The 24,843-nt window shown below is 73.9% G+C and carries 19 protein-coding genes and 1 CRISPR repeat array; of the genes, 12 read left to right on the top strand and 7 right to left on the bottom strand.

Annotated elements, in window-relative coordinates; translation table 11 throughout:
- Nucleotides 1-84: 84 nt before the first annotated feature.
- The gene (locus tag AB9M23_RS20090) at nucleotides 85-1,035 is read right to left on the bottom strand and encodes a DMT family transporter (RefSeq protein WP_372426390.1); all 951 of its coding nucleotides are present in this window, start codon (nucleotides 1,033-1,035) and stop codon (nucleotides 85-87) included.
- 237 nt (nucleotides 1,036-1,272) lie between these two features.
- On the opposite strand from AB9M23_RS20090, the gene AB9M23_RS20095 reads away from it, so the two are divergent.
- From AB9M23_RS20095 to AB9M23_RS20120, 6 genes are all read left to right on the top strand, one after another.
- The gene (locus tag AB9M23_RS20095) at nucleotides 1,273-1,998 is read left to right on the top strand and encodes a DUF262 domain-containing protein (protein WP_372426391.1); all 726 of its coding nucleotides are present in this window, start codon (nucleotides 1,273-1,275) and stop codon (nucleotides 1,996-1,998) included.
- A 429-nt stretch (nucleotides 1,999-2,427) separates the two neighbouring features.
- Nucleotides 2,428-5,517: a type II CRISPR RNA-guided endonuclease Cas9 gene (gene cas9, locus AB9M23_RS20100; protein ID WP_372426392.1), complete on the top strand. Its 3,090-nt coding sequence runs from the start codon at nucleotides 2,428-2,430 to the stop codon at nucleotides 5,515-5,517.
- Nucleotides 5,518-5,527: 10 nt separating this feature from the next.
- Nucleotides 5,528-6,505 (top strand): type II CRISPR-associated endonuclease Cas1, encoded by a 978-nt coding sequence (cas1, locus tag AB9M23_RS20105; RefSeq protein WP_372426393.1) that lies wholly within the window; start codon nucleotides 5,528-5,530, stop codon nucleotides 6,503-6,505.
- Nucleotides 6,502-6,858, top strand: coding sequence for a CRISPR-associated endonuclease Cas2 (gene cas2, locus AB9M23_RS20110; protein ID WP_372426395.1), 357 nt, complete (start codon nucleotides 6,502-6,504; stop codon nucleotides 6,856-6,858). The genes cas1 and cas2 overlap by 4 nt, the downstream gene beginning before the upstream one ends.
- Nucleotides 6,859-6,909: 51 nt before the next feature.
- Nucleotides 6,910-8,002: a CRISPR direct-repeat array (repeat unit 36 nt; unit sequence AAGGTAGCAGATCGAGAGACGGCCGCAAACCGCAGC).
- An 84-nt stretch (nucleotides 8,003-8,086) separates the two neighbouring features.
- Nucleotides 8,087-9,244: an acyl-CoA dehydrogenase family protein gene (locus AB9M23_RS20115; RefSeq protein WP_372426396.1), complete on the top strand. Its 1,158-nt coding sequence runs from the start codon at nucleotides 8,087-8,089 to the stop codon at nucleotides 9,242-9,244.
- Nucleotides 9,241-9,666 (top strand): VOC family protein, encoded by a 426-nt coding sequence (locus AB9M23_RS20120; protein WP_372426398.1) that lies wholly within the window; start codon nucleotides 9,241-9,243, stop codon nucleotides 9,664-9,666. The genes AB9M23_RS20115 and AB9M23_RS20120 overlap by 4 nt, the downstream gene beginning before the upstream one ends.
- Nucleotides 9,667-9,669: 3 nt before the next feature.
- Here AB9M23_RS20120 and AB9M23_RS20125 read toward each other — a convergent pair whose 3' ends face one another.
- The gene (locus tag AB9M23_RS20125; RefSeq protein WP_372426399.1) at nucleotides 9,670-10,563 is read right to left on the bottom strand and encodes an EipB family protein; all 894 of its coding nucleotides are present in this window, start codon (nucleotides 10,561-10,563) and stop codon (nucleotides 9,670-9,672) included.
- 183 nt (nucleotides 10,564-10,746) lie between these two features.
- Between AB9M23_RS20125 and AB9M23_RS20130 the strand changes: the two genes are divergently transcribed.
- Together AB9M23_RS20130 and AB9M23_RS20135 are read left to right on the top strand one after the other, a co-directional pair.
- Complete coding sequence (locus tag AB9M23_RS20130; protein ID WP_372426400.1) at nucleotides 10,747-11,226, top strand: RidA family protein; 480 nt, start codon at nucleotides 10,747-10,749, stop codon at nucleotides 11,224-11,226.
- Nucleotides 11,223-11,990, top strand: coding sequence for a glycerophosphodiester phosphodiesterase family protein (locus tag AB9M23_RS20135; RefSeq protein ID WP_372426401.1), 768 nt, complete (start codon nucleotides 11,223-11,225; stop codon nucleotides 11,988-11,990). Before AB9M23_RS20130 ends, AB9M23_RS20135 begins: the two co-directional genes overlap by 4 nt.
- Nucleotides 11,991-12,036: 46 nt before the next feature.
- On the opposite strand, the gene AB9M23_RS20140 is transcribed toward AB9M23_RS20135, so the two are convergent.
- Entirely contained in the window at nucleotides 12,037-13,233 is a 1,197-nt protein-coding gene (locus AB9M23_RS20140; RefSeq protein WP_372426403.1) for a Gfo/Idh/MocA family protein, read from the bottom strand.
- Between the two features lies 1 nt (nucleotide 13,234).
- Entirely contained in the window at nucleotides 13,235-14,296 is a 1,062-nt protein-coding gene (locus AB9M23_RS20145; RefSeq protein ID WP_372426404.1) for a sugar phosphate isomerase/epimerase family protein, read from the bottom strand.
- A 263-nt stretch (nucleotides 14,297-14,559) separates the two neighbouring features.
- On the opposite strand from AB9M23_RS20145, the gene AB9M23_RS20150 reads away from it, so the two are divergent.
- Nucleotides 14,560-14,832, top strand: coding sequence for a hypothetical protein (locus AB9M23_RS20150; RefSeq protein WP_372426405.1), 273 nt, complete (start codon nucleotides 14,560-14,562; stop codon nucleotides 14,830-14,832).
- 138 nt (nucleotides 14,833-14,970) lie between these two features.
- On the top strand, nucleotides 14,971-16,836 hold the full coding sequence (gene ftsH / locus AB9M23_RS20155; protein WP_372426406.1) for an ATP-dependent zinc metalloprotease FtsH: 1,866 nt from the start codon (nucleotides 14,971-14,973) through the stop codon (nucleotides 16,834-16,836).
- Here the strand turns inward: ftsH and AB9M23_RS20160 are convergent.
- The gene (locus AB9M23_RS20160) at nucleotides 16,820-17,662 is read right to left on the bottom strand and encodes an isocitrate lyase/PEP mutase family protein (protein WP_372426407.1); all 843 of its coding nucleotides are present in this window, start codon (nucleotides 17,660-17,662) and stop codon (nucleotides 16,820-16,822) included. The two genes, ftsH and AB9M23_RS20160, sit on opposite strands and share 17 nt — an antisense overlap.
- A 163-nt stretch (nucleotides 17,663-17,825) precedes the next feature.
- Nucleotides 17,826-19,763 carry an OmpA family protein gene (locus tag AB9M23_RS20165; RefSeq protein WP_372426409.1) on the bottom strand — a complete coding sequence of 646 codons (1,938 nt, stop codon included), beginning with the start codon at nucleotides 19,761-19,763 and terminating at the stop codon, nucleotides 17,826-17,828.
- A 196-nt stretch (nucleotides 19,764-19,959) separates the two neighbouring features.
- Here AB9M23_RS20165 and lspA point away from each other — a divergent pair, with 196 nt between their 5' ends.
- On the top strand, nucleotides 19,960-20,526 hold the full coding sequence (gene lspA / locus AB9M23_RS20170; protein WP_372426410.1) for a signal peptidase II: 567 nt from the start codon (nucleotides 19,960-19,962) through the stop codon (nucleotides 20,524-20,526).
- Between the two features lie 66 nt (nucleotides 20,527-20,592).
- Entirely contained in the window at nucleotides 20,593-21,267 is a 675-nt protein-coding gene (locus AB9M23_RS20175; RefSeq protein ID WP_372426411.1) for a hypothetical protein, read from the top strand.
- Between the two features lie 40 nt (nucleotides 21,268-21,307).
- Here AB9M23_RS20175 and addA read toward each other — a convergent pair whose 3' ends face one another.
- Nucleotides 21,308-24,838 carry a double-strand break repair helicase AddA gene (addA, locus tag AB9M23_RS20180; RefSeq protein ID WP_372426412.1) on the bottom strand — a complete coding sequence of 1,177 codons (3,531 nt, stop codon included), beginning with the start codon at nucleotides 24,836-24,838 and terminating at the stop codon, nucleotides 21,308-21,310.
- Nucleotides 24,839-24,843: the final 5 nt, after the last annotated feature.

A 24,843-nucleotide genomic window follows, 5' to 3' on the forward strand; every position in this document is an offset into this window, starting at 1 on the left:
CAGTGCAGCCTCCCGCCGAGCTAACCCAAGTTAGCGGCACGAAATGCGCGGTCCATCGGGGAAGCTACTTAGCGGGGAACCGGACTAGCTCCGCCGCGTTCGCGCGCGCTCCCGCGCGAGGAGGTAGAGACCCGAGGCGACGACGACCGCCGCGCCGACGAGGGTCCAGGCGTCCGGCAGGTCGCCGAAGACGAGCCAGCCGAGCGCCAGCATCCAGACGATCTGCGTGTAGAAGAAGGGCGAGAGCGCCGCCGCGGGCGCGCGGGCGTGGGCGAGGATCAGCAGCCAGTGGCCCACCGCGCCGAAGGCGCCGAGCCCGGCGAGCAGCAGCCAGGACAGGACCGAGGGCGGCGCCTCCCAGACGAAGGGCGCGATCGGCGCCGTCACGGCGAGACCGACGAGGCCGGAATAGACGAGCGTCGTGCGCGAGCCGTCGTGGCCCGCGAGCATGCGCGTCGTCACCCCGTAGAGGGCGTTGCAGACCGCCGCCCCGATCGAGAGGAGCGCCGCCGGGTGGAAGCCCTCGATCCCGGGGCGCACCACGACGAGGACGCCGACGAATCCCACCGCGATCGCCGCGAGCCGGCGCGGCCCGACCCGCTCGCCGAGCAGCGGCCCGGCGATCAGCGCCACGATGAAGGGCGTCGAGAACATGATCGCCATGGTCTCGGCGAGCTGGAGCCAACGCAGCGCCGTGAAGTTGAGCAGCGTGCCGCCCATCAGGAAGAGCGAGCGCAGCACCTGCAGCCCCGGCCGCGCCGAGCGCGTCACGCCGGGCGTGGTGAGCCCGTTGACGAAGGCCGAGATCAGCACGATCGAGACGAGGTAGCGCAGGAACACGACCTGCAGCGTCGGCAGACCCGCCTCGCCGAGCCACTTGGCGCTCGTGTCCAGGCAGGAGAAGCAGATCAGCGCCGCGCACATCAGCCCGATCGCCGCGAGCCGCTCGCGGCTGGCGGCGGCGTCGAGCGGGGCGTCGAGATCGGTCTGCGGCGGCTCGCCGGAGGGCGCGGGAGAGGGCGCGGGAGAGGTCATGCGGCCGCGAGACTAGCGGCGCGCGCGGACGATGGGCAGGGGCGCGGGGCGCATGCGGCGGAGGCGCGCGGCGCATGGAGCCGACGCCGCGCGCGCCGGTCGCCCGGGAGGGCAGCGTGCAGCCGAACGCCCCTCGTGCGCGAGACCGTGATCTGCGGTAAGCTCGGCGCTGCGCGTCGAGCGGGCGCTTCGTCGGCGTCGATCGGCACGCTCGGTCGAGAGCGTCGGGAGGACGTCATGGCGCGGGTCACGGTGAACGGCGAGCTGATCGAGACGGTCATGCGGCGCGCCAGCGAGGGTTTCCTCGCACCGGCCGCGTTCCGCCGTCCCTACGTCTGGGGACAGGACGACGTCGAACGCTTCTGGGCGAGCCTCCTGCGCGGCTGGCCGACGGGCCAGTTCCTGATCTGGCGCCCGCCGGAGGGCACCGACCTCGCCGGCGCCTCGCGCGGGCGCATCGGCCCGATCCAGCCCCACTACGCCCGCCGCTTCTCGATCCTGCTCGACGGGCAGAACCGGCTCGCGACCTTCGCCTGGTCGATGTCGCCGTTCGACGCGCCGGGACCCTCCGACATGACCGCGGCGGAACGCGCGACCTGGCGATCGGGCAAGGCGCTGGTCGGCGACCCGGAAGCGCGCGCGATCCGTTTCGTTCCCGAAGCGGAGGCGGCGGCCGGCAACCGCGTGCCCGTGCGCGCGCTGTTCGAGAACGCGCTCTTGTGGTCCCTCGTGCTGCGGACGCCCGGTCGGGTCGTGCCGCAGGCGCACCTGGACTGGTTCGACCAGGCGACGCGTGCCCTCATGGAAGCCCGCTGCCACGTCACCGAGCTCGTCAACCTGCCGCCGCAGGAGGCGCTCGAGGCCTTCCGCCACCTCGCCCGCGCCGGCGTCGCCATGTCGGACGAGGAGTTCGAGGCCGCCATGGCCTGGGCCTTGCCGCCGTCCCGGCCGCGCCCGCGCTGACGCGAGCCCGTCGAGGACGCCACCACCAGGACACGACCGGCTACGGCCGCGACGAGACGCCCCTGGACCGACCCGGAACAGGGGGCCCCTTTGGCGGCAATCATGAAGTGTCGTACCGGTTTCCGAGTCGACCCCGCGAGGGTCGACGGGCCGCCGAAAACGAACGTCCCCGCCCGAGGGCGGGGACGACCGGCAGGGACCTTGGGATGCCGAGCCCGCGCGAGGGGTCCATTTGCCTGCGGAAAGCGACCGCCTCTCGATCTGCTACGTCGGAAAGGATAGCTTCCTCCAGTGGGAATTGCAAGGCTGGAGGAAAGAAACATGCAGATCACGCGGGGGCAGATCACGCGGGGGCAGGTGACTCGGGGGCAGGTCACTCGGGGGCAGGTGACTCGGGGGCAGGTCACTCGGGGGCAGGTGACTTGGGGCTTGGACCTCGGAACGACGTCGATCGGCTTCGCGCTGATCGCGGACGGCCCCTCGCCATCCGTCGAGGCGATGGGTGTGCGGATCTTCCCGGAAGCACGGGACCCGGACGGCACACCGCTCAACCAGTCGCGGCGCCTCGCGCGCGCCATGCGCAGGCGCCTGCGCCGGCGGCGCGAACGCAAGCGCGCGCTCGGCACGCTGCTCGCCTCGATCGGTCTCCTCCCGGCCTGGGGATCGCCCGAACGGGCGGCGGTGATGGCCCGCGACCCCTACGAGCTCCGATTGCGCGCCCTCACGGAGCCGCTCGCGCCGTACGAGGTGGGGCGGGCGCTCTACCATCTCGCGCAGCGCAGGCATTTCTCGGGCCGCGACGGTACCGCGGACGAGGCACGGTCCGCCGCCCCGCCCGCCGACGAGATCGCCGCGGCGAGCGCGCGCGAGGAGACGCTGGCGCGGATCGCCGCGAGCGGGAGCACGCTCGGCGCGCTGCTCGCACGAACGCCGCCTTCCGAGCGGCGCCGGGGCGTGCACGCGACGCGCGCCGTCGTCGCCGACGAGCTCGGCCGTCTCCTCGACGCCCAGGCGCCGCACCATGCGGGCCTGCGCGATCCCGCGACGCGCGCTGCGATCGAGGAGACGATCCTCGCGCAGAAGCCCGTCTTCTGGCGGACCTCCACCCTCGGACGATGCCCGCTCGTCCCGGATGCGCCGCTGTGTGCGCGCGGCGCCTGGCTCTCGCAGCAGCGCCGCATGCTGGAGAAGCTCGCCAACCTCGAGATCGTCGGCGGCAACGCACGCCCTCTCGACGGGGACGAGCGCGCCGCCGTGCGTGCGGCGCTCGCGCGGGCGCCCTCTCTCTCCTGGCCGAAGGTCCGCGCGGCTCTGAAGCCGCTCTATGCGGCACGCGGGGAGAAGGGGGGCGAGCGCTCCCTGCGCTTCAACCTCGAGATCGGCGGCGAGAAGGCGCTCCTCGGCAATCGGCTCGAGGCGGATCTCGTGCGCATCCTCGGCGAGGACTTCGCGAACCGGCACGACGCGGATCGCCTGCGAGCGGAGCTGCCCGAGCGGCTGCGCGCGGCCGATACCCGCACGATCGGGACGCAGCGGATCGTGGTCCTGCCCGAGCGCGTGCGCCGGGCGAACCGCGCGCGCCTCGCGGACGCCCTCGCCGTCGACTTCCGGCTCTCGCAGGACGAGGCGCGCGCGCTCGCCGACCTCGTCCTGCCGGCCGGATGGGAGCCGTTCTCGACGGCGGCGCTGGAGGCGATGCTGCCGCACCTCGAGGCGGGCGTGCGGATGGGCGCGCTGCTGATGTCTCCCGAGCACGAGACGTGGCGCGATGCGACCTTCCCCGGGCGCGATCGCCCGGCGGAGGGCGCGCTCGCGCGCCTGCCGAGCCCCAGGGACCCGGCGGAGGCGCGGCATCTCGCGGAACTGCGCAACCCGACCGTGGCGCGGACGCTCAACGAGCTGCGCAAGGTGGTCAACAACCTCCTCGCCGCCCACGGCAAGCCCGATCGCATCCGCATCGAGGTCGCACGCGAGATCGGGCTCTCGAAGCGCGAGCGGGACGAGCGGGCGGACGGCATGCGCCGGCAGGAGCGTCGTCGCAAGGAGGCGGTGGCCGCGCTGATCGCGAACGGCATCGCCGATCCCTCCCGCGACGACGTCGAGAAATGGCTGCTCTGGCAGGAATGCGGCGAGCAATGCCCCTACACGGGCGACCGAATCGGCTTCGAGGCCCTGTTCCGCGACGGCCTCTTCCAGGTCGAGCACATCGTCCCGCGCTCGCGTTCCTTCGACGACGGCATGCGCAACAAGACGCTCTGCCGACGCGACGTCAACGCCGAGAAGGGACCGCGCACCCCCTACGAGGCCTTCGGCCACGATCCCGAACGATGGGAGGCGATCCGCCACAAAGTCGGCGGCATGGAGGCGGCGAAGGGCAAGCCCGGCATGCCGCGGGGCAAGGTGAAGCGCTTCCTGGCGCAGAGTCTGCCGGAGGATTTCGCGGCACGCCAGCTCAACGACACCGGCTGGGCGGCGCGCGCCGCGCTGGCCCAGCTCGAGCGCCTGTGGCCGGACCACGGGCCGTCGACGCCGGTGCGGGTCGAGGCCGTGACCGGGCGGGTGACGGCGCAGCTTCGCCACCTGTGGGGGCTCGACGCGATCCTCGGCGAGGACGGCCGGAAGACCCGCGCCGACCACCGCCACCACGCGATCGACGCGCTCGTCGTGGCCTGCGCCTCGCAGGCCGCGACGCAGCGGCTCGCGCAATACTGGCAGCGGAAGGAGGACCCGCGTGCGGAGCGCCCGCACCTGCCCCCGCCCTGGCCCGAGATCCGCGCCGACGCCGCCCGCGCCGTCGCCGCGATCGTCTGCTCGCACCGGGTCCGCAAGAAGGTCTCCGGGCCGCTGCACGAGCAGACGGTGCTGGGGCGCACGCAGGAGCCGGCGCAGACCCGTGGCGGCGCGACCTACCGGAGCTACGTCACGCGAAAGCGCATCGAGGACCTCACCCCCGCCCGCCTCGCCGACATACGGGACCCGGCCGTTCAGGAGGCCGTACGCGCGCACGTCGAGGCGCGCGGCGGGGTGCCGAGGAAGGCCGTCCCGCCCTACCCCCGGCTCGGCGAGGACGGACCGGAGATCAGGCGCGTCCGCGTTCTCGTCGAGCGGCAGGAGGCGCTGATGGCGGCGGTCGCGACGGGCGTCGCCGAGAAGGGCCTCAACCACCACGTGGCGGTGTTCCGGCACGCCGACGGGCGGGTCGTCTTCGACGTGGTGAGCCTGTTCGACGCCGCCGGCCGGCTCGCCCGGCGCGAGCCCGTCGTCCGCCGCGTTCGCGCGGACGGCGCGGCGTTCGTCATGTCCCTGTCGAACGGCGACATGCTGCTGTTCCCGGACGGCCCGCATGCCGGCTACCGGGTCGTGACGAGCGTGTGGACGAGCGGGGTGGTGGTCACGCTGGACCATCGCGACGCCACCGGCGCCAGCGTCTGGCGGCCCACGGTCGGCTCCCTCGTCGCGAGCGGGGTGCGCAAGGTCTCCGTCGACCCGATCGGCCGCGTGCGCAAGGCGCGGGATTGAGGAGGCGGCGATGACCCTGTCCCGCATCCTCGAGATCGCCACGCCCGGCACCCGGCTGTCCACCGCGCTCGACCAGCTCGTCATCGCCCGGCCCGGCGAGCCGGACGTGCGCGTGCCCATCGAGGACATCGGCGTCCTCGTCGTCGACGACGCGCGGGCGAGCTACACCCATGCGGCGCTCGTCGCCCTGCTGGAAGCCGGGGCGACGGTGGTCGCGAGCGGGAGGGACCACCTCCCGCTCGGGCTGCTCCTGCCGCTCGACGCGCACCACGTCCAGACCGAGCGCCACCGCGCCCAGGTGGAGGCGGGAGCGCCCGCCCGCAAGCGGGCCTGGCAGGCGCTGGTCCGCGCCAAGATCGCCCAGCAGGGGATCGTGCTGGCGCATTTCACCGGCCAGGACGCCGGGCTCGCCGAGATGGCGCGGCGCGTCCGCTCCGGCGATCCGGACAATCTGGAGGCCCAGGCGGCGCAGCGCTACTGGCCGCGCCTCCTCGGCACGGGCTTTCGCCGCGACCGCGAGGCGGAGGGCGCGAACGCGCTCCTCAACTACGGCTACGCGGTCGTGCGCGCGGCGACGGCGCGGGCCGTCGTGGCGACGGGCCTGATCCCCTCGCTCGGCGTGTTCCACAAGCGTCGCTCGAACCCGTTCTGCCTCGCCGACGACCTGGTAGAGCCCTACCGGCCGTTCGTGGACTGGCGCGTGCGGCGGGTGCTCGGCGAGGGGGCGGACCCGCCCACCCTCGACGACCGGGCGACACGGGCCACGCTGCTCTCGGTGCTGAAGGAGACGGTGCGGGTGGGCGCCCGGCGCCTTCCGCTCCTCCTCGCGCTGCACGCGAGCGCGGCCTCGCTGCGGCGCGCGCTCTGCGAGGGGACGCGTGGGCTCGACCTGCCCACGGGGCTGCCGCTCGCCGCGGAGGACCTCGCGTCGGACGACGCCGAGGAGGCCGCGCCCGAGGAGGCCGCGCCCGAGGAGCCCACGTCGTGAGCGGGCGCAAGGAACGGGATCGGGCCTGGCCCTGGGGGTGGCGGACCATGTGGGTGATCGCGATGTTCGACCTGCCGACCGACACGGCGGCCCAGCGCAAGGCCTATGCGCGCTTCCGCAAGGCGCTCCTGAAGGACGGCTTCAGCATGATGCAGTACTCGGTCTACATCCGGCACTGCGCGTCGATCGAGAACGCCGCGACGCACGTGACCCGGATGGGTGCGCTGACGCCGCCGGAGGGGGAGGTGCGTTTCCTCACCATCACCGACAAGCAGTTCGCCCGAATCCAGACCTTCCTCGGGAAAAAACGACAGCCCGCCCCGCCTCCGCCGGCCCAGATCGAACTCTTCTGACGATCGGGACGGCGGAAAACGGAGCGGGATGAGGTACTTGGCAGGGAGGCAAAGGTAGCAGATCGAGAGACGGCCGCAAACCGCAGCTCGCAGGATCATGACCATCTCGGCGTTCATAAGGTAGCAGATCGAGAGACGGCCGCAAACCGCAGCGTTTTGCGGAACCGGAGCGCGTCGGCGTTCAAGGTAGCAGATCGAGAGACGGCCGCAAACCGCAGCACTGAACCATGGCCACCGATCAAGAGCTTTTAAGGTAGCAGATCGAGAGACGGCCGCAAACCGCAGCCGCCGGCCATGTACAGGTCGCCCGGCTCCGGAAGGTAGCAGATCGAGAGACGGCCGCAAACCGCAGCAGAGCCGCGACGTCGGGATGTGCCGCGAGGAAGGTAGCAGATCGAGAGACGGCCGCAAACCGCAGCACGCGGCAGGGGGTAGATGTAGTGCGTGCGAAGGTAGCAGATCGAGAGACGGCCGCAAACCGCAGCATGTTGACCTGTACATGGCCGGCGCCGCCGAAGGTAGCAGATCGAGAGACGGCCGCAAACCGCAGCGAGGCGCGGCGGGTGACGCCCGTGGCCCTCAAGGTAGCAGATCGAGAGACGGCCGCAAACCGCAGCGTAACCACGAAGGTCGTGCCGAGCTCGCCCAAGGTAGCAGATCGAGAGACGGCCGCAAACCGCAGCGCGAAGGTCGCGGCGAATTCCGACAGCCCCAAGGTAGCAGATCGAGAGACGGCCGCAAACCGCAGCACGCGGCGCATCACCATGCACAGGCCGCCGAAGGTAGCAGATCGAGAGACGGCCGCAAACCGCAGCTAGATAGGCGATCGAACCATCTCGCCTTTTAAGGTAGCAGATCGAGAGACGGCCGCAAACCGCAGCGGTCTCCCGCTCGGGCTCGTCGTCGGGGTCAAGGTAGCAGATCGAGAGACGGCCGCAAACCGCAGCCACTTGGCCTCCAGGTGCCGCTCGAGCGCGAAGGTAGCAGATCGAGAGACGGCCGCAAACCGCAGCGCGCGTGGTGCAGGACTTCGCCACCGACTAAGGTAGCAGATCGAGAGACGGCCGCAAACCGCAGCTCCGCTCGCCCCGCCTTCGTGGCGCTCTTCAAGGTAGCAGATCGAGAGACGGCCGCAAACCGCAGCACGCGGCAGGCGCCCCCCCCCCCCGCGTTGCCGCTGCCGCGCACCTCGCCTAATCTCGTGTTCGTCGCCGAGGAGACCTCGCCCATGCACTTCGCGCTCACCGACGAAGAAGAGATGATCCGCGATGCCGCGCGGCGGATCGCGGCGGAGCGGCTCGCGCCCAATGCCGAGGCGCTCGATCGCGGGCAGGGGCGCGCGCGGCTGCTCGAGAACCTGGAGCTGCTGGCGCGTAACGGCTTCTCGGCGCTCGACGTGTCGGCCGAGTACGGCGGCTCGGAAGCCGGGACCGTCGCCTTCGCGCTGGCCATCGAGGAACTCGCCTACGCCTGCGCCTCCACGGCCGTCTCGACGTCCGTGACCAACATGGTGGGCGCGGTGATCCAGGCGGTGGGGTCGCCCGAGCAGAAGGCGCGGCACCTGCCGCGGCTGGCCGACGGCACGTACCCGGCCGGCGCCTTCTGCCTCACCGAGGCGCAGGCGGGCTCCGACCCCTCCGCCATGCGCACCCGCGCGCGCCGCGACGGCGACGACTGGGTGATCGACGGGCAGAAGATCTACATCACCTCGGCCGAGTACGCCGGCGTCTTCGTCGTCTGGGCCGTGACCGATCCGGACGCGCGGCCGGGCAAGGGCATCTCCTGCTTCCTCGTCGAGGCCGGCACGCCCGGGCTCGTGATCGGGCGGGCGGAGGAGAAGATGGGCCAGCACGGCTCCCCGACGAACGTCGTGCATCTCGAGGGCTGCCGCGTGCCGGGCTCCGCCCTGATGGGGCGCGAGAACGACGGCTTCCGCGTCGCGGTGGGCGAGCTCGCCGGCGGGCGCATCGGCGTCGCGGCGCTGTCGCTCGGCATCGCGCGCGCGGCGATGGACGCCGCCAAGGCTTACTGCGTCGCGCGCAGCCAGTTCGGCCAGCGCATCGCCGACATGCAGGGCCCGCAATGGATGATCGCCGACCGCGAGGTCGACCTCGCCGCGGCGCGGCTCCTGATCCTGCAGGCGGCGCACCTGAAGGACCGGGGCGAGCCCTTCGCCAAGGAGGCGTCGATGGCCAAGCTCTTCGCCTCCGAGGCCGCCCATCGCTGCACCGACACTGCGATCCAGCTCCACGGCGGCGCCGGCTATTGCCGCGACTATCCCGTCGAGCGCCATGCGCGCGACGCGCGCATCACCCGCATCTACGAGGGCACGAGCGAGATCCAGCGTCTCGTCATCGCCCGCGAGACCCTGAGGCAGCTGGCATGACCGACATCTTCAGCCACGTGATGGTCGGCACCGACGACGTGCCGCGCGCGATCGCCTTCTACGACGCGGTGCTCGCGCCCCTCGGCCTCGCCCGCTACCACACCGACCCGGAAGGCTCGGACACGGATCGCGCCGGCGCATGCTGGACGCGGACGGGGACGAGCTGGCCGCAATTCTGGGCGCAGGCCCCCTACGACGGCCGCGCGGCGCGCGCCGGCAACGGCGTCCAGGTGTCCTTCGTCGCCCGGAGCCCGGCCACGGTGGACGCGGCCTACGCGGCGGCGATGGACGCCGGCGGCACCGACGAGGGCCCGCCCGGCCTGCGGCCGCACTACGGACCGGCGTATTACGGCGCGTATTTTCGCGACCCGGACGGCAACAAGATCCACGTCGTTCACACGCCGGACTTCGACGGGATGTAACAGCTAGAGCCGGCAGTCCTGCGGCTCGACGAGTTCGAGCGTCGAGAGTTCGCCACGCAGCGTGAAGCCGTCGAACTCCAGGCGGAGGTCGCTGGAGACACCGTTGGCGAAGAGCGTGAAGCCGATCGTGTAGTCCGGCACGCGCTCGCCGGGTCCGGGCTCGTAGTAGGAGAGCCGCACCGGCCAGCGCGCGAGGTCGCCGAGCGCCGCCTCCGGTCCCGCCTCGGCACCCTCCGGCGCGTCGGCGGCGAGCGGAGGCCCGATCACGGCGAGGGTATCGTAGACGGTGCGGCCGTCCCCCGTGCCGTCGAAGACGGGGGCGGCGAACAGCACGGCGCCGCTCGCCGCCTCGCCGATCAGCCGGGCGATGTGCTGCGTCGGGAACAGCGGCGTGCCCGGCACGACGAGCGTCTCCGGTCCGGGCGTCTCCGGTCCGGGGGCATTCCGCTCCGGCGCCTCCCGGTCGTTCGCCTCCCGGTCGTTCGCCTCATGGTCGTGCGCCTCGACGACGACGCGCGTGTCGCCGTCGACCCGGCGCGCCGATCCGTCGACCGCGCTCAGCGTCCGGCCGTTCGCCCGCGTCTCGGAGCGGAAGCGAAGCAGCGCACCGTCGGGCTCCTCGAAGGTGGCGCTGTTCGAATCGAGCGTGCGCGTGCCGCCGTCGCCGAGGTCGAGCGCGGTCACCTGCCGCACGCGGGTCGTCCAGCCCTCGCAGGGCGAGCCGAAGAACTCGATGGCGATTCGCCCGCGCGCGGCCTCGACGCCGTCTGCGCCGGGCGCGAGCGTGAGGTCGTACACGGCGCGGTGCTGCGCGAGGGGGACGGCGGCGGCCGCCGTGGCCGGCGGCGCGAGACACAAGCCCACCGATACGCCGATGACGCAACCGATCCTTAGCATGCCCAGACCTCTCGCGGAGCCCCGCAACTCGTCCCCCTGTGTAGAAGCCGCGGGCGCGGCGCGCAATGCGCGCCGGTCGTGCCGGACGCCCCGCCGGCCCCCTTGCGCGCCCCCGCGGGATCGTGACACATCGGCGCGCACACGAGCGCGCGACGACGCGCGCGAACAGCCGAGGAGAGCCGCATGAGCCGGATCGAGGACCGCCTCGCCGAGAAGGGCCTGTCGCTGCCGCAGGCGGCCGCGCCCGTCGCCAACTACGTGCCCTACGTCCGCACCGGCGACCTCGTCATCGTGTCCGGGCAGATCTGCCTCGGGCCCGGCGGCGAGATCGCGCCCGAGCACCTGGGCAAGCTCGGCGGCGAGGTGTCGCTCGAGGCCGGGCAGGCGGCGGCGCGGCTGTGCGCGCTCAACCTGCTGGCCCAGTTGAAGGCCGCGGTCGGCGATCTCGACGAGGTCGTGCGCTGCGTGCGGCTCGGCGGCTTCATCAACGCCAGGCCCGATTTCGCCGCCATCGCCCAGGTGATGAACGGCGCCTCCGACATGATGGTCGAGGCCATGGGCGAGGCCGGCCGCCACGCCCGCTCCACCATCGGCGTGGCCGAGTTGCCGATGGACGCGGCGGTCGAGGTCGAGGGCATGTTCGAGGTCCGGTCGCACGCATGAGCGCCGGCTCCGTCGAGGCCGCGCCGGGCTGGCTCGTCGCGCGCCCCATCGCCCATCGCGGCCTGCACGACCGCGCCGCGGGCGTGATCGAGAACTCTCGCGCGGCCGCCCGCGCGGCGATCGAACGCGGCTACCCGATCGAGCTCGACGTCCAGCTCACCGCCGACGGCGAGGCGGTGGTCTTCCACGACCACGACCTCGCCCGCCTCGTCGGAGGCGAGGGGAACGTCCACGACACGCGCGCCGCGGCGCTCGCCGCGATGCCGCTCGTCGGCGCCGCGGACGGCGAGGGTCCGCCGACGCTCGCGGAGTTCCTCGCCCTGGTGGCGGGCCGCGTGCCGCTCGTCGTGGAGATCAAGAGCCGCTTCGACGGCGACGTGCGCCTCGCCGGGCGCACGCTCGAGGTGCTGGCGGGCTACGCTGGGCCCTGGGTGGTGGAGAGCTTCGACCCCGCGATGATCGCCGAGGTACGCCGGCTCGCGCCGCACGCGCCGCGCGGCATCGTCTCGGAGACGCGCTTCACGCATCCCGACTGGGCCTGGATGCCGCCCGAGCTGGTTCGTCATCTCGCGAACCTGCTCCACTTCGACGAGACGAGGCCGCACTTCCTCTCCTGGCAGGTCGGCGACCTGCTGAACGGCCCGCCCTTCCTGCTGCGCCGCCTCGGCATCCCGGTCACCGCCTGGACGGTGCGCGACGAGGCGGCGCGAGCCGCCGCCGCCGCGCACGCCGACCAGATGGTCTTCGAGGGGTTCCTGGCCTGAGGAGATGGCGCGGGGCCGGTGATGTGGCGCGGCGTTTGGCCCTGCGTCAGCCCGCCTCGATGGGCTCCCACCCCGCGTCCCCCCGCGCCGAGCGCACGGCGGCCTCGATGAACGCCACCCCGCGCACCCCATCGTCGACGGTCGGCACGTCGAGGGCCTCCGCCGGGGCGCTCCCGCCGGCGAGGCGGGCCTCGATCTGGTCGGCGATGTCGGAATAGAGGTTGGCGAAGCCCTCGAGATAGCCCTCCGGGTGGCCCGACGGCGTGCGGCTCACCCGCTGGGAAACGGCGCTCGCGCCGGCGCCGTTGCGGCGGATCAGCCGCGGCGGCTCGCCGAGCGGTGTGTGCACGAGGACGTTGGGGTTCTCCTGCGCCCAGGCGAGCGCGCCCGTCTCGCCGTAGACGCGCAGCGTGAGCGCGTTCTCCTCGCCCACCGCCACCTGCGAGCACCACAGCGCGCCCCGCGCGCCGCCCGCGAAGCGCAGCAGCATGTGGGCGTTGTCGTCGAGGCGGCGCCCCGGCGCGAAGGCGGTGAGGTCGGCGCAGAGCCGCTCCACCCTCACGCCCGCGACGAATTCCGCGAGGTTGAAGGCGTGCGAGCCGATGTCGCCGACCGAGCCCGCGGGACCGGACTTCGCCGGGTCGGTGCGCCACGCGGCCTGCTTCTGACCCTCCTCCTCGATGCGGGTGGCGAGCCAGTCCTGCGCGTACTCCACCTGCACGACGCGGATCGCGCCGAGCGCGCCCGCACGCACCAGCGCGCGCGCCTCGCGGATCAGCGGATAGCCGGTGTAGTTGTGCGTGACCGCGAAGATCACGCCCTTGTCCCCGGCGAGCCGCGCCAGCTCCCGCGCCTCCTCGAGCCCCGTCGTCAGCGGCTTGTCGCAGATGACGTGGAAGCCGGCTTCGAGGAAACGCTTCGCCGGCTCGTAATGCGCGTGGTTCGGCGTCACGATGGCGACCGCGTCGATGCGGTCCTCGCGTGCGCCCTCCGCCGTCGCCATCGCGGCCGCGTCGTCGTAGACGCGATCCGGGTCGAGTAGCAGGTCGGCGCCCGAGGCGCGGGCCCTCTCGGGAGACGCGGAGAGGGCGCCGGCGACGAGCGTCCAGCGGTCGTCGAGGCGCGCGGCGATGCGGTGCACCGCGCCGATGAAGGCGCCGCGCCCGCCGCCGACCATGCCGAGCCGCAGGCGGCGGGAGCGGGTGCCGGAGGAGCCGTCCTGGCCGGAAGCTTCGATCGCCATCTCACGCCTCCCCGAGCCCGAGCATGCGGCGGTTCGCGGCCTCGTCGCTGCCGCCAGCGGCGAAGTCGTCGAAGGCCTTCTCGGTGACGCGGATGATGTGCGCCTCGATGAACTGCGCCCCCTCCCGCGCGCCGTCCTCCGGATGCTTGAGGGCGCATTCCCACTCGAGCACGGCCCAGCTGTCGTAGTCGTATTGCGCGAGCTTGGAGAAGATCTGCCCGAAGTCGATCTGCCCGTCGCCCAGCGAGCGGAAGCGGCCGGCGCGCTCGACCCAGCCGGCGTAGCCGCCGTAGACGCCCTGGCGGCCCGTCGGGTTGAGTTCGGCGTCCTTGGCGTGGAAGGCCTTGATGCGCTCGTGGTAGATGTCGATGAAGGCGACGTAGTCGAGCCCCTGCAGCAGGAAGTGGCTCGGGTCGTAGTTGATGCAGGCGCGGGCGTGCCCGCCCACCGCCTCGAGGAAGCGCTCGAAGCTCGTGCCGTCGTGCAGGTCCTCGCCGGGGTGGAGCTCGAAGCAGACGTCGCAGCCCGCGTCCTCGTAGGCGTCGAGGATCGGCCGCCAGCGCCGCGCCAGCTCCTCGAAGGCGGTCTCGATCAGGCCCGCGGGACGCTGCGGCCACGGATAGACCCAGGGCCAGGCGAGCGCGCCCGAGAAGCTGACCGACGCCAAGAGCCCGAGCCGGCGCGAGGCTTCGGCCGCGAGCGTCATCTGGCGAACCGCCCATTCCGTGCGGGCCGCCGGGTTGCCGCGCACCGCGGGGGGCGCGAAGCCGTCGAAGGCGTCCGTGTAGGCCGGATGCACTGCGACGAGTTGGCCCTGCAGATGGGTCGACAGCTCGGTGATCGCGAGCCCGTGGGCGGCGACGACGCCCTTCACCTCGTCGACGTAGGCGTCCGACGTCGCCGCCTTCTCGAGGTCGAACAGGCGGGCGTCGAAGGTGGGGATCTGCACCCCCCTGTACCCCAGCGACGCCGCCCAGCGGCAGATCGCGTCGAGCGAATCGAACGGCGCCTCGTCGCCCGCGAACTGGGCGAGGAACAGGCCGGGTCCCTTCATCGTCTTCATCGTCGTCCTCCCTGGCGTCTTCTCGGACCGGCTTCGGGCCCGCCGGGTCGCGGCCCCTGCACCGGGGCGCAGTCTCGCACGGGCCGAGCCGGAAGACGAACGCCGCGGCGCGGGTCGGGGTCGGGGCACCGATCCGCGCGGACGGTGCATCGAAATCGCCTCGTGCCGCGTTGGGCTCGGACGGCGTCGCATTCGGCGCGACGTCGATGGCTGTGCGCCCAAGGGGGGTCGCCCTCCGAGGGGTACGTGTGGAGGATTGTCCGATGCGAGACGCAGACAACCGCGCGATCGCCGCTGCTGGGGACGCGCGCTCCGTGCAGACCCGGATGTTGCGGGCGCTCGTCGCCTTCGTCACGATCATGACCGGCGCCGCCGTCGCCGTCGCCCAGACCGTGACTCCCGACGACCCGGGCATCGCGGAGCCGGGTCCGGCGATCGGCGGCCTGGAATCCTGGTGGTGGGTCGTCATCGTCGTGGTCCTCGCGGTCGTCGTCGTCTGGTACGCCCAGCGGCGGCGCGGGCGCGGCCCGCGGTGAGAGCCCGCCGGCGCGGGTGCGTCTTGGTCGCGGGACGCGCGACTTGACGCTCGGGCGACGGGGCACCACGTGCGGGACGACGAGGAACGACTTGGATGCCGCCTTTCCCCGGGCGGCGCGCCCGGATACGAAGGCAGCATGAACAGATCGAAGATCCCCGGCGGACGCATCGTCGTCGCCCTCGTCGCCGCCGCGCTCGTCGCGGCCGCGTTCGCGCTCGCGCCCTCGCGGTCCCACGCCGCGGACGTCTCCTACTCGGAATTCGTCTCCGCCGTGGAGACCGGCGAGGTGACGTCCGTGCGCATCCGCGGGCAGGAGGTGTACGCGGTGACCCTCTCGGGCCGCCAGCTCGAGTCCTTCGTGCCGGAGGGCGCCGACATCGTCGGCACGCTGCGCGAGAACGGCGTCGAGATCGTCGCCGAGCCGCCGCCGAGCGAGGGTGCGGGTTCGCTGATCGGCGCGCTCCTGCCGATCCTGCTCCTCGTCTTCCTGTTCTTCTTCCTGCTGCGGCGCATGCGCGGCGGCGGCGGGGCGGGGGGGCTCACCTCGGTCGGCAAGTCGAAGGCCAAGCTCCTCACGGAGGCGCACGGCAAGGTGACGTTCGACGACGTCGCCGGCATCGACGAGGCCAAGGAGGATCTCCAGGAGATCGTCGAGTTCCTGCGCGACCCGCAGAAGTTCCAGCGGCTGGGCGGCCGCATCCCCCGCGGCGTGCTCCTCGTCGGCTCGCCGGGCACCGGCAAGACCTTGACCGCGCGCGCCGTCGCCGGCGAGGCGAACGTGCCGTTCTTCACGATCTCGGGCTCGGACTTCGTCGAGATGTTCGTCGGCGTCGGCGCGAGCCGCGTGCGCGACATGTTCGAGCAGGCGAAGAAGAACTCGCCGTGCATCATCTTCATCGACGAGATCGACGCGGTCGGCCGTCACCGCGGCGCCGGGCTCGGCGGCGGCAACGACGAGCGCGAGCAGACCCTGAACCAGCTGCTCGTCGAGATGGACGGCTTCGAGGCCAACGAGGGCGTGATCATCATCGCGGCCACCAACCGGCCGGACGTGCTCGACCCGGCGCTGCTGCGCCCGGGCCGCTTCGACCGTCAGATCGTGGTGCCGGCGCCCGACGTCAACGGCCGCGAGAAGATCCTGCTGGTCCACAGCCGCAAGGTGCCGCTCGCCCCCGACGTCGACATCAAGACCGTGGCGCGCGGCACGCCGGGCTTCTCGGGCGCCGACCTGATGAACCTCGTCAACGAGGCGGCGCTGCTCGCCGCGCGGCGCGGCAAGCGCATCGTCACGATGCAGGAGTTCGAGGACGCCAAGGACAAGGTGATGATGGGTGCGGAGCGCCGCACCCTCGTCATGACCGAGGACGAGAAGAAGCTCACCGCCTACCACGAGGCCGGCCACGCGGTGGTGGCCCTCAACGTGCCCGCGACCGACCCGGTGCACAAGGCGACCATCATCCCGCGCGGGCGCGCGCTGGGCATGGTCATGCAGCTGCCCGAGCACGACAAGCTGTCGATGTCCTTCGAGCAGATGACCTCCCGCCTCGCCATCATGATGGGCGGGCGCGTGGCCGAAGAGATGATCTTCGGCCGCGACAAGGTGACGTCCGGCGCGCAGTCCGACATCGACCAGGCGACGCGGCTCGCCAAGATGATGGTGACGCGCTGGGGCTTCTCCGAGGAGCTCGGCACCGTCTCCTACGGCGACAACCAGGACGAGGTCTTCCTCGGCATGCAGGTCGGGCGCCAGCAGCACGTCTCCGAGGCGACCGCGCGCAAGATCGACACGGAGGTGCGCCGCTTCGTCGAGAACGGCCTCTCCGAGGCGCGGCGCATCCTCACCGAGAAGCGCGACCAGCTCGAGACCATGGCGCGGGCGCTGATCGAGTACGAGACGCTGACCGGACAGGAGATCCGCGACCTCGTCCAGGGCAAGCAGCCGGTGCGCGAGGAAGCCGGCGCCACCCGCCGCGGCCTGCCCTCGATCACGAAGCCGGGCTGACGCGCGCGCCGGCCGCGAGGAGCGCGTCGACCTGCGTGCCCGCGATGCTCCGCGACAGCGGGGAGAAATCCCCCGCCGGCCCGAGCATCGCCTCGGCCGCGTCCACGATCAGCCGGTGCGTCGCACGCGCCAGCGCCGAGCCGAGCGAGATCCGCGCCACGCCCGCCGCGGCGAAGTCGGCGCGGGAATGGCGCGTGAAGCCGCCCGCCGCGAGCGCGTTCACCGGCACGGCGACGCTCGCGCAGATGCGCGCCACGTCGTCCATGGACGCTGGCGCCGGAAGGTAGACGCCGTCCGCGCCCGCGTCCGCGAAGGCCTGGAGGCGCCGGATTCCCTCCTCGAGATCGTAGACCCCGGTCATCACGCCGTCCGCGCGGGCGAGCAGCACGATGTCGCGCGGGCAGGCCCGCGCCGCCGCCGCACCGGCACGGATGCGCTCCACAGCGAGGGCGAACGGGTAGGCCGCACCGTCGGGTGGCGCGACGTCCTCGATCGACAGCCCGGCGAGCCCCGCCTCGCAGGCGAGCCGCACGGTCCGCGCCACGTCCTCCGGCGCGTCGCCGTAGCCGTTCTCGAGGTCCGCAGAGACCGGCAGCGGCGTCGCCGAGACGAGCGCCTGCGCGTGGGCGAGCATCTCGTCGCGGGAGACGTGGCCCATGTCCGGGCGCCCGAGCGTGAAGGCGTAGGCCGCCGACGAGGTGCCGAGCGCCTGCGCGCCGAGCGCCGCCAGCATCCGGGCGGAGCCGAGATCCCAGGCGTTGGCGAGCACGAAGGGGTCGCCCGGGCGGTGCAGGGCGCGGAACTCCGGGCCGGGATCGTGGGGCATGGTCGTTTCCTCTCGCGAGCGTGGGTGTGCACGCGATAGGATCGCAGGTCTCGCGTGCGCGGGGAAGCGCCGTCGTTCGGCGCTCCCCCGGGCGGCGGGTCTACCGTCGGCGCCCTCGGTCCGAGGCGGCGGCCTCTGCTGCCCTCCGACGGCCCCCCTGGCGTCAGCGCGCCGCCTGCTCGATCAGCGGGGTGATCCGGCGGATCGCCACGCGGCGGTTGCGCTCCTCGGCGCTCTGGGTCGGCACCTTGAGGAATTCCTCGCCGTAGCCCTGCGTGACCAGGTTCTCGGGCGGGATGCCGTAGGCTTCCGAGAGGACGAAGGCGACGCTCTCGGCGCGCCGGTCGGAGAGCGACAGGTTGTCTATCTGCGACCCGACGGCGTCGGTGTGGCCCTCGACGAGGAAGATCTCGTTCATGTCCTCGGCCAACACCTGGCGCATGGCCCGCGCCACCGGCGCGAGCGCCGCCACCTGGCCCTGCGACAGGCGCCACGCGCCGGTGGCGAAGGTGACGACGTCGAGGTCGACCCGGCGCATGTAGTCGCGCAGGTTGGAATTGTAGCGCACCTCGTCCAGGCTGTAGGTCCGCGGCGGCGGCGCCACCGGCGGTGCCGTGAAGGCGGCGATCACCCGCGGCGGCGGTCCGACGAGCCCGGCGTCGACCTCCGCCAGCGTGACGACGTACTCGTCCTGCGGGATCGAGACCCGCGGCGGCGGCAGGGCCAACGACCACGCGTCCTCTAGGAACGGCTGCCGGTCCGGGCGCAGGCGGGCCCGCCTGCGCTCGCCGCGCAACTCCTCATCGCGCAGCCAGACGACGTCCTCGGCGAAACGGTCGGGCCGATTGTCGATGAGCACGGTCTCGGTGCCGTCGGGCGCGCGGCGGATGCGGCGCAGCAGGTTGCCCCGACGGTCCGTCTCGGTGATCACCTGCCAGCCGCCGGGGCGATCGGCGATCAGGATGCGTCGCTCTCCGCGCTCGATCACGCGCACGTCGTCGTAGTAGCGGTCGAGGCGCTCACGCTCGTCGTTGTAGATGATGATTCGGTCGCCCTCCCGCACGATGGTGCGCGCCCCGGGCTCGACGATGACGGTGCGCCCGTCGATGACGCGCTCCTCGCGCTGGCGGCGCACGTCGGAGAGGCCGCGGGCACCCTGCTCCAGGATGCCGAACAGCGCACCCAGCCCCTCGGCGCTCGGGGCGGTCGGCTCCGCCGGGAGGACGGGGGCGGGGCCGGTCGCGGCGGCCGGTGGCGCGGCGGCGGGCGCCGGGGCGGACGGGGCGGTCGTGGGCGCGGTCGTGGGCGCGGTCGCGGGCGCCGCGGGCGCGACGGGCGCGACGGACTCCTCGGCCGGCAGCGACCGCGCCGCCGGGGCATCGGTGGCGGGCGCCTCGGGCAGCGGCTCGTCGCCGGCCGGCGTCGCGGCCGGAGCGCGCTCCCCCACGGGCTCGTCCGCGGAGAGCGATCGGACGGCGGGATCCTCGGCGGCGGGCTCTTCGACCGCCGGCTCTTCGGCGGTGGGTTCTTCGGCGGTGGGTTCTTCGGCGGCGGGTTCTTCGGCGGCGGGTTCTTCGGCGGCGGGCTCTTCGGTGGGGCGTTCTCCGGTGACGCTCTCGTCGGAGACCTCGTCTCGCGTCGCCGGCTCCTCGGCGGGTGCGTCCATCGTCGGCGCGTCGGGGGTCGGCGCCTCCGCCGGCGGCGGCTCCTCGACGGGTGCATCCGGAGCCGGCGCCTCGACGGGCGGCGGCTCCTCCACCGGCGCCTCCACGGGCGCGGGCTCCTCCACGGGCGCGGGCTCCTCGACGGGAGCCGGCTCCTGCGTCGGCGCAGGCTCCTCGGCGACCGGCGGCGCCTCCGCCGGTGCGGCTTCCCCGTCCGGCGCGGGGGCGTCGTCGGCGGGCGCCTCCTCCTCGACGAGCGTGCCGTCGGGCAGGCGGCGCAGCAGCGGCGTCCCGTCCGCGGGTCCGCTCGCCTGGGCGAGGAGGACCCGATCCTGGAGAAGGGCCGGCGGCGCGGTCGTGCGCTCGGCGGCGTGCGGGCTCGTCGCCAGCGCGAGGGGGAGCGCGGTCGAGGCGAGAAGCGCGAGGAGGCGGGGCATGGTTGTCATCCGATCCGTCGTCTGAGGTCTGGTGCGGCCGGCCGGGCCGGAGCGTCGCAGCTGAGACGCGTCCGGCGGTCGCGGGGTTCCCGCCCGGCTGTTCCGCCGCGCCGCGGGGAGTGCTACGAGAGGAACGTCGCCCCCCTCGTGGACCCGCGCGCCTGAACCCGCCCTGAACCGAGATCGACCCGCCCCGATGCCCGCACCCGCCGCGCCGACCGCCCCGAGGCCGCCGACGCATCGCCGTCTCGCCCTGTCGCTCGTGCTCGCGATCTTCCTCGCCGACCAGGCGACGAAGCTGTTCTTCCTGTTCGTGCACGACCTGCGGGTCCACGCGCCGCTCGAGATCGCCCCCTTCGCGGAGCTGATCGTGGTGTGGAACCGCGGCATCTCCTACGGCCTGCTCCAGCAGGAGACCGAACTCGGCCGCTGGCTCCTGGTCGCGGGCTCGCTGGGCGCCGCGGCGGGGCTCGGGATCTGGATGCTGCGCACCGGCGCGCGCGCGCTCGCGGCCTCCCTCGCCCTCGTCGTGGGCGGGGCGCTCGGCAACGTCGTCGACCGCATCGCCTACGGCGCGGTGTTCGACTTCGTGCACCTGCACTTGGGGGCGTTCTCGTGGTACGTGTTCAACGTGGCCGACGCGGCCATCGTTGCGGGCGTCGTCGGTCTCCTCTATGACTCCTTCGTCCTCGAGCCGCGCAGGGCGCGACGTGCGCCGGCGCGGCGGGGGACGCCGCCACACGAAAGCCGCGATGGCGGGTGAGGGAGGCGTGACGTCGGTGCCGGGCGCCGACGGATCGACGACAGCGAGCCGAGAGGTCGATACGAGATGACGCGTTCCGCAGTCCTGCGCGCCGCCTTCGCGGGCGCGGCCCTGACGCTCCTCGCGGCACCCGCCGCACAGGCGCAGGAGGGTGGCTTCTTCCGCCAGGTGTTCGGCGCGATCGGCCTCGCCGACCCCGAGCGGCCCGAGATCCTGTATCGTGAGCGCGCGCCGCTCGTCGTCCCCCCGAATCTCGGGGCGCTGCCGCCGCCGGCCACGGGCACCGCCGCTGCGGCGAACCCGCAATGGCCGACCGATCCCGACGTCGCCGCCGCCCGCGCCCGCGCCATCGAGGCGAACACGCCCGCCCCGGAGCGCGCCGGCGCGTTCGAGGGGATCGGCCGGACGATGACCCCCGACGAGTTGCGTGCCGGGCGCGTGCCCGGTGCCGGGCTCGGCGGGCCGGCGCGGCCGGAATGGGCGCCGGCGGAGCGCGGGCTCGGCGGCGCCAACGCCAACCCGGCCTGGATCCCGCCGCAGACGCTGCGCGAGCTCGACGAGCAGCGCCGTGCCGCCGCGCCGGAGACGCGCCTGCAGCGCCGCTTCCTCACGGACCCGCCGCAGGCCTACCTCGCGCCCGACCCGAACGCCCCGTTCCCCGAGCGCGTGCAGACCTTCTCCGGCCCGCGGCCGGAGCCGCAATCGGCGACCGACTTCGTGCGCGAGCAGAACTCGCGCTGAGAGCGGCACGTTCCGGGGGGCGTGATGCGCGGGGTCCGTTCTACGGGTCCCGCACGGGCGGCTGCCGCGGCCGCTGCGCCGCGGCCGCGTCGAGCCCCGCCGCGAGCTCCTCGGGCGCGAGCCTGCGCACGAGAGGTCCCGCCGTCCAGACGAGCCGCGCCTCGATGCGCCTGTCCGGAAAGGCGCGCGCGAGCAGCGCCGCGTAGAGCCCCATTTGAACGAGCGTCCCGCGCGGGATCGCCGCGTCCGCCGCCGGCGGGTGCGCCGTCGTCTTGAAGTCGGCGAAGACGACCGTGTCGGCGCCGACCGCGAGCCGGTCGAGCTGCCCCGCGACCGCGATTTCCTCTCCGTTGGGGAGCAGGACCCGCCCGGCGATCGGCGCCTCGGCCAGCGCATCCGGCGCGAAGAGCGTCGCGAGCGCGGGATCCGCGACGACGGCGCAGGCGTCGGCGACGAGGCGCGCGCGGACCTCGGGCCCGAGGCCGGCGGCGCGGGCCGCGACGAAGGCGTGCGCCGCCGCGTCCCGCCGCGGCTGCGGCAGCGCCGGCAGGCGCTCGATCAGCGCGTGGATCAGGGTGCCGCGCAGGCGTGCGGCGACGACGAAGGGCGCATCCGCCGCGCGCGGGCGCCGGTCCGCGGCCGAGAGCGCGTTCGACGGCCGCAGCGGCGGCGCCGCCTCGCGCTCCTCCGCCGCGGGGACGAAGAGCCAGGCGGGTGGCGGCTCGGCCTGAGCGGGACTCGGCGGCGGATCGGCCTCGGGCGCCGACGAGGCCCCGGCGGCCCCGGCGGCCCCGGCGGCCGCGACGTGGTTCTCGCGCCACACGAGCGCGCCGGAGACGTAGGGCAGATCGGCCTCCACGGGCCCCGGCGTGCCGGCGAGCGCGACGTTCGCCATCGTCGACCAGGCGGTCTCCGGTGCATCCCGGTCGGCGCGGTTGATGTAGGGGGCGACGACGAGGTGGCTCTCGGCGCGGGTCAGCGCCACGTAGAGAAGCCGGTTCGCCTCCTCCGCCGCGCGCAGCCGCGCGGCCTCGCGCGCCTCGCCGAGCGCGTCGCAGTCGTGCTCCTTGCCCGGCGACCAGACCGGCAGCGTCTCGTCGCGGCCGACGACGAGCGCGACGAGCGGCGAGAGCCGCCCGGCCTGCGCGCCCGCGTCGTCGAGCACGACGACGGCGGGCGCCTCGAGGCCCTTGGCGCCGTGCACCGTCATGACGCGGACCTCGTCGGCGCCGCTCTCGAGGTCGCGCTTGATCTCGCGCTCGGCACCCTCGAACCCGGCGAGGAAGCGGGCCAGCGAGGGCGCCTCGGGCGCCTCCGCCTCGCGGGCGAGGGACAGGAAGGCGTCGATCGCATCCCCCGCCTCCGAGCCGAGCCGCGCCACGAGCGCGCGCCGGCCGCCGCGGGGGCCGAGCAGGGCGGCGTAGAAGCCGAACGGGCCGTGCGCCGCCGCGAGCGCGCGCCAGGCGTCGAGGGCCTCGCGGGCACGCGCCGCCGCCGCGTCGCCCTCCCCCGCGCGGGCGGCGATCGCGTCGGCGAGGCTCGTCTCGAGCGGTCGCCGGGTCGCGAGGCGCACGAGGTCGTCGTCGTCCAGGGCGACGAGCGGGGACTTCAGCGCTGCCGCCAGCGTCAGGTCGTCGTCCGGCAGGAGCGCCGCCCGGCCCGCCGCGATCAGGTCTTCGACGGCGATGTGGCGCGTCAGCGAGAGCCGGTCGGCGCCGGCCACCGGCAGCCCGGCGTCCTTGAGCGCCTTGATCACGGCGTGGAAGGCGGCGTTGCGCTTGCGCACCAGCACGAGCACGTCGCCGGCGCGGCGCACGCGCCCGCAATGGTCGCCGCTCGTCGTCCAGGTGCGGATGGCGCGGGCGACGCGGCGCGCGGCGACGATCGCGGGGGCGGTCTCGTCGGGTGTGTCGACGGGATGCGTCCAGGCGTCGGGCTCCGCGCGCGGGTTCGGCCGCTCGACCGGCCACAGCTCGACCAGACCGGGCGCGTCCGGCCGCACGCTCTCGTGCACGGTGCCGCGCGCCTCGTCCGAGGGGTCGAGGCCGCGATGATGGTCCGGCGGGGCGAAGACCCGGTCGACGGCGGAGAGCACGGTCGGCGCCGAGCGGAAGGAGACCGTGAGCGGCACCTCCTCGAACGGGTAGCCGCCGGCCCGCGCCAGGCCGCGCCAGTGGCGACGGCTCTCCTCGAAGCGGCGGGGATCGGCGCCCTGGAAGGAGTAGATCGACTGCTTGGGATCTCCCACGGCGAAGATCGTGCGCGGGCGCCCGCCGTCCGGACCCGCGCCGGTCCGCGCGGCGGCGGCGCCCTCGCCGGCGTGGAACTCGGCGGTGATCCGGCGCAGGATCTCCCATTGCTCGGGATTGGTGTCCTGCGCCTCGTCGACGAGCACGTGGTCGATGCCGCGATCGAGCTTGTAGAGCAGCCACGCCGCCTCGCCCCGGCGCAGCAGCGCCAGCGTGCGGCGCACGAGGTCGTCGAAGTCGAGCGCCCCGAGCCGGCGCTTCTCCGCCTCGACCCGCTCCAGGATCGCGCCGGCGAGACGGTAGAGTGCCCGGGTGCGGGCGAGGGCGGCGGCGGCGCGGCGGCGCTCGCACAGGCCCACGAGCCGGTCCCGCTCGGCCGCGAGCCGTTCCTTCGCGGCCGTGCCCATCGCCTTGGTCGCGAGCGTCGAATCGGCCTTCGGCCCGCCGTCCTTGCGCAGGAACAGGCCGAGATAGGCCTCCAGCCGCGCGGCGTCGTCGGGCGCCTCCGCCATGCGATCGAGGCAGGCGGCCTGCTTGGCGTCGTTGGCGCTGCCGGTGGCACGGAAGGCCCGCGCCAGCGCGGCGCGCTCTGACTGGGGGATCGCGCCCGCGAGCATGGCGGCCTCGATCGCCGCCTCGTCCTCGCCGGGCTCGAGGCCGAGCACGTCGGCGATGCGCGCCAGCGCCGCCTCGCGGGCGGGCGCGTCGGCGAGCACGTCCTCGCGGGCGAGCGCTTCCCGCAGCAGCGCGTCCAGCCGGTCGCCGGAGGCGTGGGCGTCGATCGCCGCGAACGCCTCCGAGAGCCCGCCCTCGCCGCGGTGCACGGCGGCGAGGATGCCCGCCTTGGCGGCGCGCATCAGCGCGTCGGCCTGCGCGTCGTCGAGGACGACGAAGCTCGCCGGCACGTTCGCCTCGAACGGCGCGATGTGCAGCAGGCGCTCGCAGAAGGCGTGGATCGTCTCGATCTTGAGCCCGCCCGGGGTCTCCACCGCGCGCGCGAACAGCCGGCGCGCCGCGACGAGCCGCGCGGCCGACGGCCGCGCCCCGTCGAGCGCCTCGAGCCGGGCGGCGAGCGCCGCGTCGTCGAGGGCGACCCAGGCGGAGAGCGTGTCGAAGATGCGGATCGACATGTTCGCCGCCGCCGCCTTGGTGAAGGTGAGGCACAGGATGCGCCCCGGCGGCGTGCCGGCGAGCATCAGGCGCATCACCCGGTCGGTGAGCACCTTGGTCTTTCCGGCCCCGGCATTGGCCGAGACCCAGGCCGACAGGGAGGGGTCGGCGGCCCGGCGCTGGCGCTCGACGACCTGCGGGGGGATGCGCATGGGAG

Source organism: Salinarimonas chemoclinalis (assembly GCF_041514305.1).
GTDB classification, from domain to species: Bacteria; Pseudomonadota; Alphaproteobacteria; order Rhizobiales; family Beijerinckiaceae; genus Salinarimonas; species Salinarimonas chemoclinalis.

Bases quoted from the DNA above. Each gene is read 5' to 3' on its own strand.
- AB9M23_RS20090 (WP_372426390.1), bottom strand. From the start codon at position 1,035: ATGACCTCTCCCGCGCCCTCTCCCGCGCCCTCCGGCGAGCCGCCGCAG.
- AB9M23_RS20095 (WP_372426391.1), top strand. From the start codon at position 1,273: ATGGCGCGGGTCACGGTGAACGGCGAGCTGATCGAGACGGTCATGCGG.
- cas1 (WP_372426393.1), top strand. From the start codon at position 5,528: ATGACCCTGTCCCGCATCCTCGAGATCGCCACGCCCGGCACCCGGCTG.
- AB9M23_RS20115 (WP_372426396.1), top strand. From the start codon at position 8,087: ATGCACTTCGCGCTCACCGACGAAGAAGAGATGATCCGCGATGCCGCG.
- AB9M23_RS20120 (WP_372426398.1), top strand. From the start codon at position 9,241: ATGACCGACATCTTCAGCCACGTGATGGTCGGCACCGACGACGTGCCG.
- AB9M23_RS20125 (WP_372426399.1), bottom strand. From the start codon at position 10,563: ATGCTAAGGATCGGTTGCGTCATCGGCGTATCGGTGGGCTTGTGTCTC.
- AB9M23_RS20130 (WP_372426400.1), top strand. From the start codon at position 10,747: ATGAGCCGGATCGAGGACCGCCTCGCCGAGAAGGGCCTGTCGCTGCCG.
- AB9M23_RS20135 (WP_372426401.1), top strand. From the start codon at position 11,223: ATGAGCGCCGGCTCCGTCGAGGCCGCGCCGGGCTGGCTCGTCGCGCGC.
- AB9M23_RS20140 (WP_372426403.1), bottom strand. From the start codon at position 13,233: ATGGCGATCGAAGCTTCCGGCCAGGACGGCTCCTCCGGCACCCGCTCC.
- AB9M23_RS20145 (WP_372426404.1), bottom strand. From the start codon at position 14,296: ATGAAGACGATGAAGGGACCCGGCCTGTTCCTCGCCCAGTTCGCGGGC.
- AB9M23_RS20150 (WP_372426405.1), top strand. From the start codon at position 14,560: ATGCGAGACGCAGACAACCGCGCGATCGCCGCTGCTGGGGACGCGCGC.
- ftsH (WP_372426406.1), top strand. From the start codon at position 14,971: ATGAACAGATCGAAGATCCCCGGCGGACGCATCGTCGTCGCCCTCGTC.
- AB9M23_RS20160 (WP_372426407.1), bottom strand. From the start codon at position 17,662: ATGCCCCACGATCCCGGCCCGGAGTTCCGCGCCCTGCACCGCCCGGGC.
- AB9M23_RS20165 (WP_372426409.1), bottom strand. From the start codon at position 19,763: ATGCCCCGCCTCCTCGCGCTTCTCGCCTCGACCGCGCTCCCCCTCGCG.
- lspA (WP_372426410.1), top strand. From the start codon at position 19,960: ATGCCCGCACCCGCCGCGCCGACCGCCCCGAGGCCGCCGACGCATCGC.
- AB9M23_RS20175 (WP_372426411.1), top strand. From the start codon at position 20,593: ATGACGCGTTCCGCAGTCCTGCGCGCCGCCTTCGCGGGCGCGGCCCTG.
- addA (WP_372426412.1), bottom strand. From the start codon at position 24,838: ATGCGCATCCCCCCGCAGGTCGTCGAGCGCCAGCGCCGGGCCGCCGAC.